This window comes from Caballeronia sp. LZ001, from assembly GCF_031450875.1.
Classification (GTDB): domain Bacteria; phylum Pseudomonadota; class Gammaproteobacteria; order Burkholderiales; family Burkholderiaceae; genus Caballeronia.
Map to the genome: position 1 here is coordinate 2,460,664 of NZ_JARTVX010000004.1, position 16,029 is coordinate 2,476,692.

At 63.0% G+C, this 16,029-nt stretch carries 11 protein-coding genes; 3 read left to right on the forward strand and 8 right to left on the reverse strand.

Annotation, left to right across the window (positions count from 1 at the left end; all coding sequences use genetic code 11):
- Window positions 1–189: 189 nt before the first annotated feature.
- Both P9292_RS22460 and apbC read right to left on the reverse strand, forming a co-directional pair.
- Window positions 190–729: a superoxide dismutase family protein gene (locus tag P9292_RS22460; protein WP_250491930.1), complete on the reverse strand. Its 540-nt coding sequence runs from the start codon at window positions 727–729 to the stop codon at window positions 190–192.
- A 120-nt stretch (window positions 730–849) separates the two neighbouring features.
- Window positions 850–1,938, reverse strand: a complete 1,089-nt coding sequence (gene apbC, locus P9292_RS22465) for an iron-sulfur cluster carrier protein ApbC (protein WP_309841791.1) — start codon at window positions 1,936–1,938, stop codon at window positions 850–852.
- A 267-nt stretch (window positions 1,939–2,205) separates the two neighbouring features.
- Here apbC and P9292_RS22470 point away from each other — a divergent pair, with 267 nt between their 5' ends.
- Window positions 2,206–2,862, forward strand: coding sequence for an OmpA family protein (locus P9292_RS22470; protein ID WP_244827286.1), 657 nt, complete (start codon window positions 2,206–2,208; stop codon window positions 2,860–2,862).
- A 335-nt stretch (window positions 2,863–3,197) separates the two neighbouring features.
- A complete protein-coding gene (metG, locus tag P9292_RS22475) occupies window positions 3,198–5,354 on the forward strand; it encodes a methionine--tRNA ligase (protein WP_309961308.1) in 2,157 nt (718 codons plus the stop codon).
- 103 nt (window positions 5,355–5,457) lie between these two features.
- Here the strand turns inward: metG and P9292_RS22480 are convergent, their stop codons facing one another.
- The 5 genes from P9292_RS22480 to P9292_RS22500 all read right to left on the reverse strand — a co-directional run bounded on the left by P9292_RS22480 (window position 5,458) and on the right by P9292_RS22500 (window position 11,241).
- Window positions 5,458–6,528 (reverse strand): fimbrial protein, encoded by a 1,071-nt coding sequence (locus P9292_RS22480; protein ID WP_309961311.1) that lies wholly within the window; start codon window positions 6,526–6,528, stop codon window positions 5,458–5,460.
- Between the two features lie 39 nt (window positions 6,529–6,567).
- On the reverse strand, window positions 6,568–7,104 hold the full coding sequence (locus tag P9292_RS22485) for a fimbrial protein (protein WP_250491926.1): 537 nt from the start codon (window positions 7,102–7,104) through the stop codon (window positions 6,568–6,570).
- Between the two features lie 73 nt (window positions 7,105–7,177).
- Window positions 7,178–9,868: a fimbria/pilus outer membrane usher protein gene (locus P9292_RS22490; protein ID WP_309961312.1), complete on the reverse strand. Its 2,691-nt coding sequence runs from the start codon at window positions 9,866–9,868 to the stop codon at window positions 7,178–7,180.
- A 216-nt stretch (window positions 9,869–10,084) separates the two neighbouring features.
- Window positions 10,085–10,786 carry a fimbria/pilus periplasmic chaperone gene (locus P9292_RS22495; RefSeq protein ID WP_309961314.1) on the reverse strand — a complete coding sequence of 234 codons (702 nt, stop codon included), beginning with the start codon at window positions 10,784–10,786 and terminating at the stop codon, window positions 10,085–10,087.
- A 140-nt stretch (window positions 10,787–10,926) separates the two neighbouring features.
- Window positions 10,927–11,241: a hypothetical protein gene (locus tag P9292_RS22500; RefSeq protein WP_309964131.1), complete on the reverse strand. Its 315-nt coding sequence runs from the start codon at window positions 11,239–11,241 to the stop codon at window positions 10,927–10,929.
- Here P9292_RS22500 and P9292_RS22505 point away from each other — a divergent pair.
- Window positions 11,240–11,503: a hypothetical protein gene (locus P9292_RS22505; protein WP_309961316.1), complete on the forward strand. Its 264-nt coding sequence runs from the start codon at window positions 11,240–11,242 to the stop codon at window positions 11,501–11,503. The two genes, P9292_RS22500 and P9292_RS22505, sit on opposite strands and share 2 nt — an antisense overlap.
- Before the next feature lie 327 nt (window positions 11,504–11,830).
- On the opposite strand, the gene P9292_RS22510 is transcribed toward P9292_RS22505, so the two are convergent.
- On the reverse strand, window positions 11,831–16,018 hold the full coding sequence (locus P9292_RS22510; RefSeq protein ID WP_309961318.1) for a translocation/assembly module TamB domain-containing protein: 4,188 nt from the start codon (window positions 16,016–16,018) through the stop codon (window positions 11,831–11,833).
- Window positions 16,019–16,029: the final 11 nt, after the last annotated feature.

Here is a 16,029-nt window from a genome sequence, read left to right on the forward strand (position 1 = left end):
GACGCTACCCAGCGTTGCGGCTCGCGGTCATGCGACCGGACGCCTGCGGTGAAACGGGGCATGGCGGCAGCGATTTTGTCGCGCGCTGCGGCCAAACGGAAAGCGCGTATTTTACGCGAACGACGGGTCGTATCGGCGACGCTCGATCGTGATCGACCATTCGGATGATACTCGCGGCGTCTTCATCGATCAGCGCCGGATGACGCCGCATGCGAGCGCCGGTCCCACGTTGTGCGGACTGGCGGCGTAGGGATCGGTGGCTTCGCGATGCAGCACGATCGCGCGCGAGATGACCGAGCGCACGCCGTCGAGCGACACGTCCGTCGCCACGAAAAAGCCCGTGGCCGATCCGGTGGAATCCGCGTGAATGTTGCCGAGTTCGCCTTCGAGACGCGCGGTGGCGCGCTTGCGCTCCGCCGGCAGCGCGAAGACCGGGCTTGCGTCCTGATCGTCCATGGCGATGCAGTCGCCGCGCTCGTGAACCTGCAGCGCGTGATCGCTGTCGGGCGGCATGTCGATCAGGCTATACGACACCTGAACGCCGTCCGCGCGCTCGATCAGCGTGATGGTGCCGCGCGCCGCGTTGCCAGGCGTCGGCTGAAGCACCGCGTCGGCGCGTTTCTCGTGATTCTGGAAGATGATGCCGCAGCCGCTCACGAGAACACTACAGGCGACGAGCGCCGAAGCAAGTCCGGCGTGGGCCGCCCTTCCGTCGAATCTATGTCTCATGCGATCCTCTCGGCGGCCCGCCGATACCCGGTGCATCCGCGCGGCCGCCCATAGCAGGCGACATGATACCGCGAGCCGCACCGCACAAGGCTTCGGCGAAACGCGTCCAAGCGCGCCACATCAAGTGTTCTGCACGACGATGCTCGGAAACTTCGACGTCATGTCGCGCTGACGATCGGCAATGGCAATCGCCACGCGCCGCGCAATCGCGCGATACGTCTCGGCAATCCGGCTTTCCGGCTGCGAAACGACTGTCGGCTGACCGGCATCGGTGCGTTCTCGAATCGCAATATCGAGCGGCAACTGGCCGAGAATCTCGACGCCGTATTCCTTCGCCATGCGCTCGCCGCCGCCCGCGCCGAAGATATGCTCCTCGTGCCCGCAATTCGAGCAGATATGCGTGCTCATGTTTTCGACGATACCGAGAATGGGAATGCCGACCTTCTCGAACATCTTGAGGCCCTTCTTGGCGTCGAGCAGCGCGATGTCCTGCGGCGTGGTGACGATCACCGCGCCCGTCACCGGCACTTTCTGCGAGAGCGTCAACTGAATGTCGCCCGTGCCCGGCGGCATGTCGACGACGAGATAATCCAGGTCTTTCCAGTTGGTCTGACGCAGCAGTTGTTCGAGCGCGGAGGTGACCATCGGGCCGCGCCAGACCATCGGGTTGTCCTGCTCGATCAGAAAGCCGATGGAATTCGCCTGAATGCCATGACCGATCAGCGGATTCATCGACTGATTGTCGGGCGACTCCGGCCGGCCGGAGATGCCGAGCATCATCGGCAAGGACGGGCCATAGATGTCCGCGTCGAGCATGCCGACATTGGCGCCTTCCGCCGCCAGTGCGAGCGCGAGGTTCGCGGCTGTCGTGCTCTTGCCGACGCCGCCCTTGCCCGACGCCACCGCGATGATGTTCTTGACGTTCGGCAGCAGCTTTACGCCGCGCTGTACCGCGTGCGCGACGACTTGCGAGGACACATCGACGACGACGTCTTCCACGCCGGGCACCGCACGCAACGCATCCTCGAACAGTTTGGCCGTGGCCGCGAACTGCGTACGCGCCGGATAGCCCAGTACGACGCTCACCGAGACCGTGCCGTTTTGTAGCGAAACGTTGCGGATACTTTTGGTATCGACGAACTTGCGGCTGGTGTTCGGATCGGTCAGTGTGGCTAGTGCGGCGTCGATCTTCGCGCGGTCGATACTCATTGCAACTCCATGGAATGGTTTGTGCTGATGCGACGGCGCATTGCAACAAACTGAGGAAAGTGAAAGTAATTGTTAGAGCCGTTGCGCCGCGTCCCCGCGCATTGCACTATTGCGCGCGGTAATTGTTTCCGGGGATGCATCGCCACTGGCGACTGACGCGCTCTCATTTCTCATAATTGTAGAGGTTCGTCCGGACGCACGTCCGAAGACCCTTACGTACTGTCGGCGCGGCGCGCCGAATCGCTCGTTGATTCAAGGAGATCAAACATGAAGTTGAAGTTGATGACCCGTTTGTCGGTTTTCGTCGTTGCTGGCGCACTGGTCGCGGGCTGCGCGACGGAGCAGGGTAACAATGCGGCGGTCGGCACAGGCGTCGGCGCCGCGACCGGCGCTGGCCTCGGTGCGATTTTCGGCGGCGGCAAGGGCGCGGCAATCGGCGCGGCTGCAGGCGCGGCTGTCGGCGGTGTGACCGGCTACAACTGGCAAGCCATTCGCAACAAGATTTCCGGCGACTCAAAGGGCACCGGCACGCAGGTGACCGAGCAGCAAGACGGATCGCTCAAGGTCAACATCCCGAACTCGATCTCTTTCGACACCAACAGCTACGCGATCAAGCCGACGTTCGATCCGGTTCTGAACTCCGTCACGCAAACGTTGCAGCAGCATCCGGAGTTGATCGCCAACGTGATCGGCCATACGGATAACACCGGCACGGCGGCTTACAACCAGACGCTGTCGCAGAATCGCGCGCAAAGCGTGGCTTCCTATATCGCTACGCACGGTGTCGCCGGTCAGCGTTTGTCGTCGCAGGGCATGGGACAGAACCAGCCGATCGCCGACAACTCGACCGAAGCAGGCCGCGCACAAAATCGTCGCGTGGAAATTTACCTGCGCGCGACGGCACAGCCGGGCCAAGTGCAATAAATTTCTGATTTATAAGGAGAATCGGCAGATGCCGGCGCAGCGTGGCAAAGCGCGCGAAGCCGCCTGAAAAAAATTTGAAACTTGGGCGCACGGCGCGTGTCTGTCTTTACGGTAGGCGCGCGGCGAGGCCGCCACCTGCCATTCTCCTCTTGTCGTTGTTGCTCCGGGGCCCGGTTTTGGACCCCGGTTTTTTTTGGTGCGATGGTTTTCGGCTGCCGCGCCCATGTCTCCCCGTCTCCCCACCTCCCCGTCTTCCTTCCCCTCCCTGCTAAAATCGAAAATCGCTTTTTTTGCGTTCTTCGATCAACTTCTGCATTTCCTCCGGGCCGCGCCTTATGTCAGCACCGATTTCAGCCATCGCCACCGCCGCGCCCGCCGTCAAGAACGGCGCTCGCCAGATCCTCGTCACGTCCGCGTTGCCGTATGCGAACGGTCAGATTCATATCGGCCATATGGTCGAATACATTCAGACGGACATCTGGGTTCGGACGCTGCGCATGCATGGTCACGAGGTCTACTACGTCGGCGCCGACGATACCCACGGCACGCCCATCATGCTGCGCGCCGAAAAAGAAGGCATCACGCCGAAAGCGCTGATCGAACGCGTTTGGAAAGAGCACAAGCGCGACTTCGACAGCTTCGGCATTTCCTTCGACAACTATTATTCGACCGATGCCGAGGAAAACCGCGTCCTTTGCAACACCATCTACGCCGCGCTCCAGGAAGCGGGATTGATCGACGCGCGCGACATCGAACAGGCCTACGATCCGGTCAAGGAAATGTTCCTGCCGGACCGCTTCATCAAGGGCCAGTGCCCGAAGTGCGGCGCGAAGGACCAGTACGGCGACAATTGCGAGGTTTGCGGCTCGACTTATCAGCCCACCGAACTCATCAACCCGTATTCGGTGGTGTCGGGCGCGACGCCCATCCGCAAGATTTCCACGCATTATTTCTTCCGCCTGTCGGACCCGCGTTGCGAAGACTTCCTGCGCGGCTGGGTCGGCGGACTCGCGCAGCCCGAAGCCACGAACAAGATGCGCGAATGGCTCGGCGACAAGGGCGAGGCCAAGCTCGCCGACTGGGACATCTCGCGCGACGCGCCCTACTTCGGCTTTGAAATCCCCGGTGCGCCGGGCAAGTACTTCTACGTCTGGGTCGACGCCCCGGTCGGCTATTACGCAAGCTTCAAGAATCTCGCGGACCGTATCGGCCTGAATTTCGATGAATGGGTGAAGCCCGGTTCGAAGACCGAGCAGTACCACTTCATCGGCAAGGACATTCTGTATTTCCACACGCTCTTCTGGCCCGCGATGCTCGAATACTCCGGTCATCGCACGCCGACGAACGTGTTCGCGCACGGCTTTCTGACCGTCGACGGCGCGAAGATGTCGAAGTCGCGTGGCACGTTCATCACGGCGCAAAGCGTGATCGATACCGGCATCAATCCGGAATGGCTGCGCTACTACTTCGCGGCCAAGCTGAACAGCACGATGGAAGACATCGACCTCAACCTGGAAGACTTCCAGGCGCGCGTGAACAGCGATCTCGTCGGCAAATACGTGAATATCGCGAGCCGCGCGGCGGGCTTTCTTCTGAAGCGCTTCGACGGCCGCGTGCAGGACAGCGCGATGCAGCATCCGCTGCTTGCACAACTGCGCGCCGCGATTCCGCAGATTGCGGGCTTCTACGAGTCACGCGAATACGGCCGCGCGCTGCGCACGACCATGGATCTCGCCGATACCGTCAACGGCTACGTCGATACCGCGAAGCCCTGGGAACAGGCGAAGGACCCGGCCAACTCGGTCGCGTTGCACGAGACTTGCAGCGTGAGTCTGGAGGCGTTCCGCCTGTTGTCGCTTGCGCTGAAGCCGGTGTTGCCGAAGCTGATCGAAGCGGTCGAGGCGTTCCTCGGCATCGCGCCGCTCGTCTGGGCGGACGCGCACAAGCCGCTGTCGTCGGCCAATGCCGTGAACGCGTACAAGCATCTGACCACGCGCGTCGACCCGAAGCAGATCGAGGCCTTGCTCGCGGCGAATCGCGAGTCGTTGCAGGCGGCGCCGGAAGCGGCCGCTGCTTCTGCCGCTGCTACAAGTGCGAGTGCGGCTAAGAGCGCGGCGCCCGCCAAAAAGCAAGCGAACGAAGAGACGCCGGGCGTCATCTCCATCGACGACTTCTCGAAAATCGATCTGCGTATCGCGAAGATCGTCGATTGCAAAACGGTCGAAGGCTCCGACAAGCTCTTGCAACTGACGCTCGATATCGGCGAAGAGAAAACGCGCAATGTGTTTTCGGGTATTCGTTCGGCTTATCAGCCGCAGGATCTGATCGGCAAGCTGACCGTGATGGTCGCCAATCTCGCGCCGCGCAAGATGAAGTTCGGCCTGTCGGAAGGCATGGTGCTGGCGGCGTCCGCCGCCGACGAGAAGAAGGAGCCGGGGCTCTATATTCTCGAACCGCATGGCGGGGCCACGCCGGGAATGCGGGTGCGCTGAACGACAACCGCGACGCTCGAAACAGGAACGCCCCTCTTGAGGGGCGTTTTTTTTCGGACGTCTGTCCGTGGCAAGCAACCTGAGCAGCGCTGCCCGGCGATGCCTATTGATAGGTCATGGTGAGGATCATCGACGTGTTCGCCGGACCGGGCGTCACGGTACCGGTTCGGTAGTAACGCGCCTTCATCGGGATCACATAGCTGCCACCCGTGGAACTGTTATAGCCGGAGAATGCCTTGGTCGTGCTCAGCGGAAACACGGAGCCGGAGCCATCCAGTAGCTGCACGCCCACGCCCGTGGCCGACGACGAGCCATTGAGCGCCACGACGGATTGCGAACTGTTAAGCACACTGGTCGTGGGATCGATTTCATACAGGACGCCATTCATCCCCGAGGGACAATTGTTGAGGCTGATGTTGAACGGGACCGCCGCGGTAGTCGCACCGACAGACGCCATCTCCACCGGAAAATGGGTGCCGAGCGGCACCGGCACATCGGGGGTCTGGCAGGTAAGCGGGACGACCGTCACCGCCGGGACGATCAGATAAAAAGGCGTGGTGCCCGGGCTGTCCGGGACAAAATTGATCATGGAGCTTGAGCTCGCCAGCGTCTGCGCGCCCAGCACACCCGCCGCGCTCACAACGCCTGTCTTCACGAGCGCAACTGCCCAACGCCCATAGTTTTTGAGGTTGGAACCAACGGCGGTACAGGTCCAGCCCACGTAGGGCGGCCGCACGGAGGGCGACACCACGTCGAGCCAATCGGCGCCGCCACACGAACTCGGCTCGCCGTCGAACGCGATGGCCATGCCAACGCCGGGCACATTGGTCTGCAAGACCGTATAGGACGCGAGACCTGGGCCCGGTGTGCTCGCAATCGTCACGCTGCTTTTCGGCCATGCGACATTCAACTTCGAATACATGCCGGAACCGGATGTCGTCGACATGGTGCACACGTAGTTGACCATCGACGTGATGCTCCAGGGCGCCAGAATGGCGCCCACCGGCAAGTCGCGCGGCACCGAAATCGTCGCAGGGAGAATGGCCTGCACACTCTGACCTCCGCCCGTGCAAGCGTCGGCCCATGCGTCCTGCATGCCGCCTATCAGAACCAGCGCGCTCGACAAGATGATCCAAGCATATCGTCGCAGCCGGGCAAATCCGATGCCTTTCATATCGCTATTCCGTCAAAGGGTGTCGAAGTCACGCGCGCGTCAGTTGTAGGTGAAGTTGACCGTCGCCGAGGTCGTCACCGTGCCGGCTGTCATCGTTCCAAGACGATAGAACTGCGCCACCATCGGAATGGTCATGGCGTTGGTCGCGTCCACTTGGCCGCGATTGGAGGTGTTGCCAAGCGTGACGACCGTACCGGTGGTCCCGCCCGCACTGCTCGCCTGCAGCAGTTGCACGCCGGTCTGCGTCGCGGTGCCGGTGTTCTTGAGCACGCTCGGAACGGTGTCGGACTGGCCCGATACGGCCATCGATACCGTGGTGCCCGGCGTGCAGTTGGTCAGCTTCAGGCTGAACGCCGTGGGATTCATCGTCGATCCCACGCTCGGAAAGTCGAGGATATTGGCGCTGCCCAGATTGATCGTCTGATTCGCCGAAGCGGTGTCCACCGTGCAGGACGGGGGCACGATGGTGCCGGTGAAGTTGAGCGTGGCATCCGCTCCGAATGCCGAACCGGTCGCGGTGACGGCGATGGTGACGGCGAGATTAGCCAGAAGTGATCCAAGTGTGCGCATAGTCATTCAAACGTGTTCATGTTGCCGCCGCTCGTGCGGGTCTTTGTCGATTGCAGATTCATGTCGTGGAGATATCGGCTTAGTTGCAGGCTGCATCCGTGAAGGCAGTCGATGCCGCCCGGCTCCCGTCGGCTTCGGGCAACGCGTAATGCACCTTGCAACTCTGATCGGCCGCCGAGCCCCAACGGGCGATCAGATCGCCACTCGCGGCCTTGCTATACAACATCGCGCGGCTGCCCTGCGTCACGGCGCCAACGGATTCGCCGCTCGCATCCAGCACGTCCGCGCCGAACGGTACCGGCTCGCCGTTCAGACGACGCAAGCGCATGACGATTGCGCGGCCTCGGTCTTCGGTATCGAACTTCACGAGCGACACCGCGCCGGCCGTTGGTGCAAAGTGCTGCTCGGTGGTCTTGAGCTGCACGCCCATCGGCAAGCCCTTGGTGTCGATCTCCACCGCGTTCTGCGAATACGGCTGCATGCCCGCCACGGCCGCGCGGCCGGCGCCGTTCAGCCGCACGCCGGGCGAACTGGCAATGCGCGCTCCGGCGGCATCGTTCGCCTCGACAATCGCCAACGTGTCGCCGCTTTGCGGTGACAACACCAGACCACCCCCGTATGCGACCACGGAACCGGACGCACCCGCGCCTGCCTGCGTGTATCCGTTGGCGCGGCCAACATTCGCGCGCAACTGCGCCACAGGCGAGAAATAGCCGACATTGGCGCTAAGGCTGTCGCTGTGGCTGCCGGAATCACCCGATGTGTGGCCCGCGCTCACGCCGTAGTTCATCTCATAGTCCTTGCCGAGCGTGCCCGTGAAGGTTTCCTGAATCTGGTTCGTGTTGTCGCGCGAGTCGTGCGAGAAGCTCGTCGTCGAATTGGCGATGTTCGTGCCCAGATCGAGGGGAACGCTCAGCGTGAGCATCACGCGGTTGTCCCAGTTCGCGGTTGACGTGTCGAGTTCGCGCGAAGCCGAAACCCCCACGCCGACGCGCCCGACGTTCGTGTTGTAGCCGACCTGGAACGCGGTATCGTTGCCATGCTTGTTCCAGTAGTTCTGCGTGTAGCCCGATGCGTAAATGGAGCCCCACTTGTCGAGGTTTTGGTTGAGCGTGAGCTGCAGGCGACCTTTCTGGATGCCGTTGCTCATGAACGCGGTGCCCTTCGACTCGAGGTCGCGCAGGTTCATGGCGTCGCGGAACCCGAGGAAGCCGCTCGTCGAATAGCGGTACGCCGCGAGCGTGACGTCGGTGTTCGTCGGCGTGAAGCTGCGCGAGAACGAAAGGCGAAGGCTCTGTCCGCTCCGGCTGCCGGATTTCGGCAGATTCGCATTGGCTTGCGTCGCGTCGAAGGCGAATGCACCGACCGACGTGTTGAGCGACGCGCCGAGCGCCGCCGAAATGTAGTCTTCGGCGACGATCGAGCCGCCATACAGCGTGACCAGGTTGTTCACGCCGTGCTGCACACCAGCCTGCACGACATACGGATGGCCCGATTCGCTCGAATTGCGATACTGGCCCGCTGCCACGTTCAAGCGCCAGCGCCCCTCGCGCAGCGAATTCACGGGCGCGGCATACGGCACGGATGCAACGTGCTGGCTGCCGTCCGCTTCGGTGACGATCACCTGCAGGTCGCCGCCGTAGCCGGTCGGGTAGAGATCGTTGATCTCGAAAGGACCCGGCGCGACCGTCGTCTCGTAGATGAGATTGCCGTTTTGCTTGACCTGAACGTTCGCGTTGGTATTGGCGATACCCCGCACGATCGGCGCATAGCCGCGCTGCGATTCGGGGTACATGCGGTCGTCGGTTGCGAGCTGCACGCCGCGCACGCCGAACGAATCGAAGATCGAGCCGTCGGTGTAGGAGTCGCCGAGCGTCAACTGGCTCTTGAGCGGAATCAGCGAGCGCTGCACATTCGTCTGCAGGCTCTGTGCATGCGTGCCGCCAAACGACGATGTCGTGACGTTGCCGTTGTAGCGAAAACGCCAGGCGTCGAAGTTGAGACCCGCCGTCACGCCCAGATAACCCTGAGTGTTCGACACGCCGCCGCCATTCGAGCGATACACGTTGGCGTTGTACTGCAAGGTCGCGGCTGGCACACCTTCGTCCCACAGCTTCGGATCGACCCAGCCGCGCGCGTTGCGGCTCATCATCGCTTGCGGCACGCTCACGTCGAGGCGCTGTTCGCCCATGTCGAAGGTGGCCGTCGCCTGCGGGATCAGGTCCGGCAGCGCCACGCCGCCCGTGCTGTTCGCGGCGTCGAGTTGCGCTAACGCGGAATCGGGCAGGCGCATGGTATCGACGCCCGCGCGCGCGAGCAGATCGCGATCGAAGACCGGCACCGCGCGATGGTCCGGCGCGCCGACATTGCGCAATGTAATGGCGGTCATGCCGAGCCACACACCGTTCACGTACAGTGCGGCGCGGTAATTGCCGGCCAGTGCGATGTTGCCCTTGTCGAAGCGGCTGACGTCCATGACCGCCGCGCCAGCAAAGCGCAGGAAGCCCGGGTCGAACTCCACGGCCTCGGGCGCGGCCGATGCGGCCGATGCCGTCGAGGTCGATGCCGTCGATGCAACCGTCGCACCACTCGATGCAGCCTTGACATCGGACGAGGTCTGAGCCCGATCCGGCCGCACCCCGGACGATGACGAAGTGTCCATGCGAGCCAGCGTGTTCGCATCGGCCCTGGCATGCGCCGCGGCGAAGGCGAGCATCACGGCGACGCTGGTCCGACTCAGCGAGAGAGCGAACCTCGAATTCGATTCCATGCAGCGTTCATTCATATCGAGCCGGATTCGCGGGCAACACCGCTCCCCACCGATGGGAAACATCGGCATCCGGGGCTCGCTGCCTCGCGACGATTAAGTCTTGGTGTACGTGAACGCCAGGCTATTCGCGCCCGGCGTGTGGCCGACCGATGGCGAAGGAATCGACATCCTTCGCGTCGCTCGTGAATCGGTCAGATAGCCCGCATGCAGCGGGTCTCAGTGGATCGCTGCCTCGTGCTTCGTGGGACCGCCGTAGTCGTTCAAGGTCGTGAACGAGACCTGGCCGTTCGCGGTCGCCTTACCGGACAGTGGCAGCGTGAGCTCGCCACCCGGTGGCACCATGCCGCCTTCATCGAATCGGGCGGCATGTTCGCCTTCGCCCACATGAGCGTCGATGATCGTCACGTGATAAGGCGTCGGATTCGAAACCACGAGCGCGGACTTGCCACCTTGCGACGACAGCCGCCATGTGAGCTTGCCCGGTGCGTCGTCGGCGCTGCCCGGCAGACCTTGCGGGCGAAAGAAAAACTTCAGGCGCGAGCGGAATGCGAGCTGGACGTAGTTCGCGCCGGCCTGAGCTTCGGTTGGCTTCGGCGGCACTTCAAGCACGTTGAACCAGAGCAGGGTTTCGCGATCTTTCGGCAGCGCTTCGCCGGTATACGCGATACGGACGGTCTGCGCCTTGCCCGGATCGATACGCGCAAACGGCGGCGTGAGCACAAATGGAAGATCGATCTGAGCCGGATCGACCTTGGGATCGCCCTTGTCGAGCCACACCTGCGTCAAGGCCGGCGATTTTCCCGCGTTGGACAGCTTAAGCGTCACCTCACTATCCGTGGCGTTGTACACCACGCGCGTGCCCGCGACGACGACGGACGCATTGGCTGCGAACGGCAGGATCGCAACGAGAGCGAGCACACCCGCTGTCACTGCGCTAAAAACGACTTTTCGGAGACTCATGACATTCAACAAAATTTGCGGTGACGCGATGACTCGACCCCGCGCCGTGCGAGGGTTAAACGAAGACGCCGCGAGGGCGTCCTCGTTCGCGAATCGATTTACTGATAGACCATCGAGTAGGTCACCTGGCTCGTCACCGTGCCCGCGGTTGCGGCGCCCATTGGCGAGTTGTACTGCGCTGCGTATTGCAGGCTTGCGCTGCCGCTCGTGATCGCAACGTCTTGCGACTGCTGCGCGCCGTCGGCCTTGCTCACGTCGATGGCTTGCCCCGAGCCGTTGTAGTCCAGCAACTGGACTTCGACGTTGGTCGCCGTGCCGTTGTTCTTCAGGTTGCCGTCGGCCAGCGTGTTCGCGCCGTATTCCCAGAACGTGTGCACGTTGCCCGTAGCCGGCGTGCAGTTGGACAGCGCAATGTTGAAACCGGTGGCGCCCGCGGAAGAGCCGGGCGTTCGTCAGTTCCGCTGCGGCAAGCGCCGGCAGCGTCACGGTGAAGTTGTTGCCCTGGGCATTGCCGCTTACCGTGCACGTGTTGGCCGTCAGCTCTCCGTTGATAGTCAGCGTGCCACCGTTACCTGCCGGTGCGGCGTGCGCGGCAGCGCCTGCCAGAGACATGGACACCGCGACCAGCGGAAGAATGATCTTCTTCATAATAAGTATTCCTTAGTCGTCACCTGAGTGACTGAGCCCGATTTGAAAATTCGTCAGGTCGAGTCGTGAACAAGCGTATGCATACTCGCTTCCTGACGAGAGGCTGAGTATGCTGACTAGGGCCATGCGAACGATTAGGAACACGCTTAAAACCACAAACTTCCTACATAAATCGTTGATGTAACGCATCATATTGAGAATGTTCTTGCGGGTTTTTGCGCGCCTTGAGAACGACTCAGATCGGAGGCAAGTCTCGGGACCAGAGAAAGAAATTGGTTACGGGCGCGGCGCAAAAGCAAAAAGGGGCACGCGATCGACTCGCATGCCCCTGTCCCCTTACGTCTTCAAAGCGATCTACTCCGTGGTCGACTCCACCTCGGATGCCGCCGCAGCTGACGAAGCCGCCGCCCGCTCCGGCCGCGTAGGCGTCGTCGACGAAAAGAGCCGCATCCACGAATTGAAGCGCCGTGTGTAAGACAGATCGACGCCCTGGAACGTCCCGCCATACGCCGTCACCGACCAGAATCGCGACAGGCTCAGTGTCGCCTTGATCGCGTTGCTGGCCGATTGCAGACCCTGCTCGTAGCCAATCACCAGCCGCTCGTTGATGGCCTTGGCGATCATCACCACTTGCGGATCGGTCAGGCCCACTTCGCTCGAACCGATGGTGAATTCATCCAGCCCGAAGGTCTGCGCAATACGCTTGCCGCCCGTGCTGCCGAGCAACGCGAGTGCGCTCGTCATTGCGCTCTGCTGGCCGACGTTATTGCCCTGATCCGTGCCATGACCGAACAAGAGCCACGAGAGCTTTTCGTTGTCAGGCACGCTCGGTTCGGAAATGAGTTTGGCCACGGGAGCCTGCACCGTGCCCGTCACCTGCACGCCCGCCTCGACTTCCTGATTGCGCCGCATCGCGAGGACATTGATGCCGGGGTTCGCCACCGGTCCGTTGAACGTGAAGAAGCCGTTCTCGATGTTGAGCTTGCGCCCGAACGCCGTGTAACTCGAACCCGGCGTCGTCACGCGCACATTGCCGACCGCGCGCAGCGGCATGTTCGGCGCGCTCGTCACGCTGATGACGCCGGCAAGCCCGAGATCCGCGCCGGCGCCCTTGAAGCGAAAGCGCTGCCCCAGGTCGATGTCGATATTCGCGCGCGGCGTGAACGGTCCAACCGGTTTTTCCGTAGCGGCCACCGTCTGCTTCGTCGTGTTTTCGCCCTTGATGGTGCCATCGGGACGTTCGATGACCACGTCGTCGCCGAGCGATGGCGCGCCGGATTCCGGCAAGTCGAACAGCGCGTGATCGACGGTGAACTTGCCGTTGATCGCCATGCCGCCCTGCAATCCCGCGTTCGCGATACTCGCGCTGCCCGAAAGCGACAATTGCCGGTCGGGCGAAGCGAACAGTTCCAGCTTGTCGGCGATGATGCTCGCGGTGAGGTCCGGCTGTGCCTGATCGAGCCGCACCTTGCCCGTCGCGCGCAACGTGCCGCTCGCGCCGTGGAACTCCACCTGCTGGAAGTCCACCAGATTCTCCGACAGCGCAATGCGAATGATGCCGTCCTTCAACTGAACGCCCTGATCGACGACCGTCGCCGAAAGATTGTCGCCCGTCAGCGACCCCGACAGATTCGGCTTGGCGACGATTCCCGCGATGCTCAACTTGAGAGCAAGCTTGCCGCCCAGCAGATAGCTCGGGCCGAGCAGCCCGCCGGTGGTGCGCAGTTCGGGGATATTCGCGTTGATCGCGCCGGAGAGCGGCGCTTCGTCGACCACGGTCAGCATGCCGTCGCGATTGGCGAGCGGCGTGTGCGCGTTGGCTTCGATCACGCCGATGCGCGTCGCCTGCGCGCGCAGCGTCGCGTTGAGCGTATTGCCGTTGGAGAAATCGGCGCGCGCCGAGATGTCGTTGATGCCGAGCGCCGAGACGCCACGGGTGCCTTCCACGGTCACATCGCCGCTGCGGCGCTTGATCTGCGCATAACCCGTCGCCGTGGCGCCGAGCGAGAAGTTCCAGTCGCCATCGAAGACGAGGTCGGTGCGGATCGGCGGCTCCTCGCCCGTCATTTCCTGACGCACGGCCAGAAGCCGCGGCACCGAGAGATTCGTCAACGTTCCGGCCGACTGGATGCGGCCGTGATCGAGCGCGAACGACTTGAGATTGAGCGCCGCGCCTTCCGCGACGAGCCGCGTCGCGCCGAGCACGAGCCTGGCCGGACCGTAGCTCACGGTCAGCGGCTGTTCGAGGTTGACCGACGGCGTGCCCTTGTTGGTGAGCTTCGTGATCGTGCCGTCCCAATGCGGGCCGTCGGCGGCATCGGTGAACTTGCCGTTCGCGCCGAGCGCGAGATTCACCGGCTGCCCCTGAACCTTGCCGGCCGCGGTCACGTCGAGCGTGTGATGCATGCGTGTGCCGTTGAGGTTCGCATCGAGCGTGGCGACTTCGATGCCCGAGGTGCTCGCATCGCGCGCTTTCAGCGTGAAGACGAGCGCGCCGTTCGAGCCATCGCGAATATCCGCGCGACCTTCCGCATGACCGAGGCGGTTCGCGCCGAACACGACGCCATCGGCCTGATAATTCGCCGCCACGTTCGGATGCGCAATCGAGCCGGTCAGATCGCCGTCCGCCTTCACCGTCCCCGCGAGACCGAAGCCGAGGCGCTCGAGTTGCGGCGCATCGACGCGAAAACGCAGCCGGTCGCCGGGCGCGCCGAAACTGCCGTTCAGATCGACATCGTTGCCCGCGACAGACAACTTGGCCGCGCTTGGCAAGAGCCGCACGCCCGCCAGTTGCACCGTGCCTTCGCCGGTGAGCGGCAAGTTGTCGTACATGCTGTCGGCGAGTTTGAAGGTCGCCTTGGTGGTGAGTTCGGGCGCGAGTCTGCCGGATGCGGCCAGCGTGCCGTTCACGCGCGCCTCGATCACGCGCGCGGGCGCGGGCTTCTTCTGCGTGCCTTTCCTGACGGGCGCGGGCTTCGGCTGAAGCAACTGCTGCGTGAGCAGAAGCGGATTGAAGTCGATGAATTTCGCCTTCAGGTCATAGCTCGAATTCGTATCTTTCTTGAGCACACCGTTCGCTTCGACGCGACCCTTGCCGACGGTCAGCTTGACTTCGTCGAGCGCGGTCTGCTTCGGGTCGAGCTTCACCTTGGCTTGCGCGCGGATCGCCGCTTTCGGATCGTTCAGGTTGGCGGTGACGGTTTGCGTATCGCCCGCAAGCACGACGCTGATCGGCCCGGAAAAATCGGTCGGACGCACGCTCGCTTCGATTGCGTTGAGGTCGAGCTTCGCCACCTTGAGGTCGAACTTGCCGTCGCCGCCCTTGAGCGAGCCGCCACCCGTCACGGTCGCGTCTTTCACGAGACGCACGTTTAGATCGGTGATGCTTTGCGCGGAGGCATCGAGCCGCACGTTGGCGTGCGCGTCGATGAGCGGCAGCAGCTTCTTGTCGATGGCGCCCGGCTTCGCGTTGACGATCGACACCGGCCCGCTCACCACGAAGCCCGGCGCGTTCTCGACCGGCTTCACTTCGGCGCTCACGGCGAGGTCGGCGAACGGCGCGCCCGGGCTGAACGCTTGCGGATTGACGTGATCGACATTGACGATGGCAAGCTTGAGCGGCACGTCGCCGAACGGCAGCGCTTCGACATGTGCGCGGCCGTTGAGCTTCATGCCGCTGGCGTCGATATCGGCAATGAGGTCTTCCAGCGAGCCCGATAACCGCGCGCCCACCTGCACCGCTTCGCCGTTTAGCTTGCCCGTGTAGCCGGCATCGCCGGAAAGCGGGAACGGACGCGCGCCGCCGTCGAGTTTCGCGGATGCCGTCACCGCGCCGAACGGCGTGTCGAGCCGCTGCACCGTCGCCTGATGATGCTGCCCGTCGCTGCCGCCGTTAAAGAGCAGGCGCGAGAATTCGGTGGTCGTCGCACCCTGATGCAACCGCAGCTTTTCCACGCTCAGGTCGCGGATGGCAAGCTGGATCGGCAGGCGCAAATCCTTCGGCAGTTCCGTTTTCGTCGACTTTTCTTGCGAAGGCGCGATGCGCGCGTCGATGGTGCCGACATGCAGATAATCGATGGTAAAGCGCAGCGGCTCGCGCGTGAGCGCCCAGCGTCCCGAAACGCTGTCGACCGCTATGTCCGTGCCCTTGCCGTCGGGACTCTTCCAGTGGACATCGCGCAGACTCACGCCGGTGGCGATAGCACCGCCATCGAGCTTGCCGGTCAGCTGACCCTTGAGCAGCGATGTCGCCGCCTGCCACGCGTAACGCGTGCCGCGCTCGGTGTTGAGCGCGAACAACACGGTGCCGATGGCAAGCACGACGATCAGAACGATGACCAGCGCGAGCACGCCCAACCAGCGCATGAAACGCCTGAAGCCGCCGCGGCGCGGCTTTTTATCGTCGCCGGAACCGCCGCTGCCGTCGTTATTGCCGCCGCCCGCGTCAGCATCGGACGCAACGACGCCGCCCGCTTCATCCCAACGCGGCTCGTCCTTGCTTCCTTGTGCGCTCGATTCCGTCATGCCCTTGATATCCACCATCGCTCGTGCGC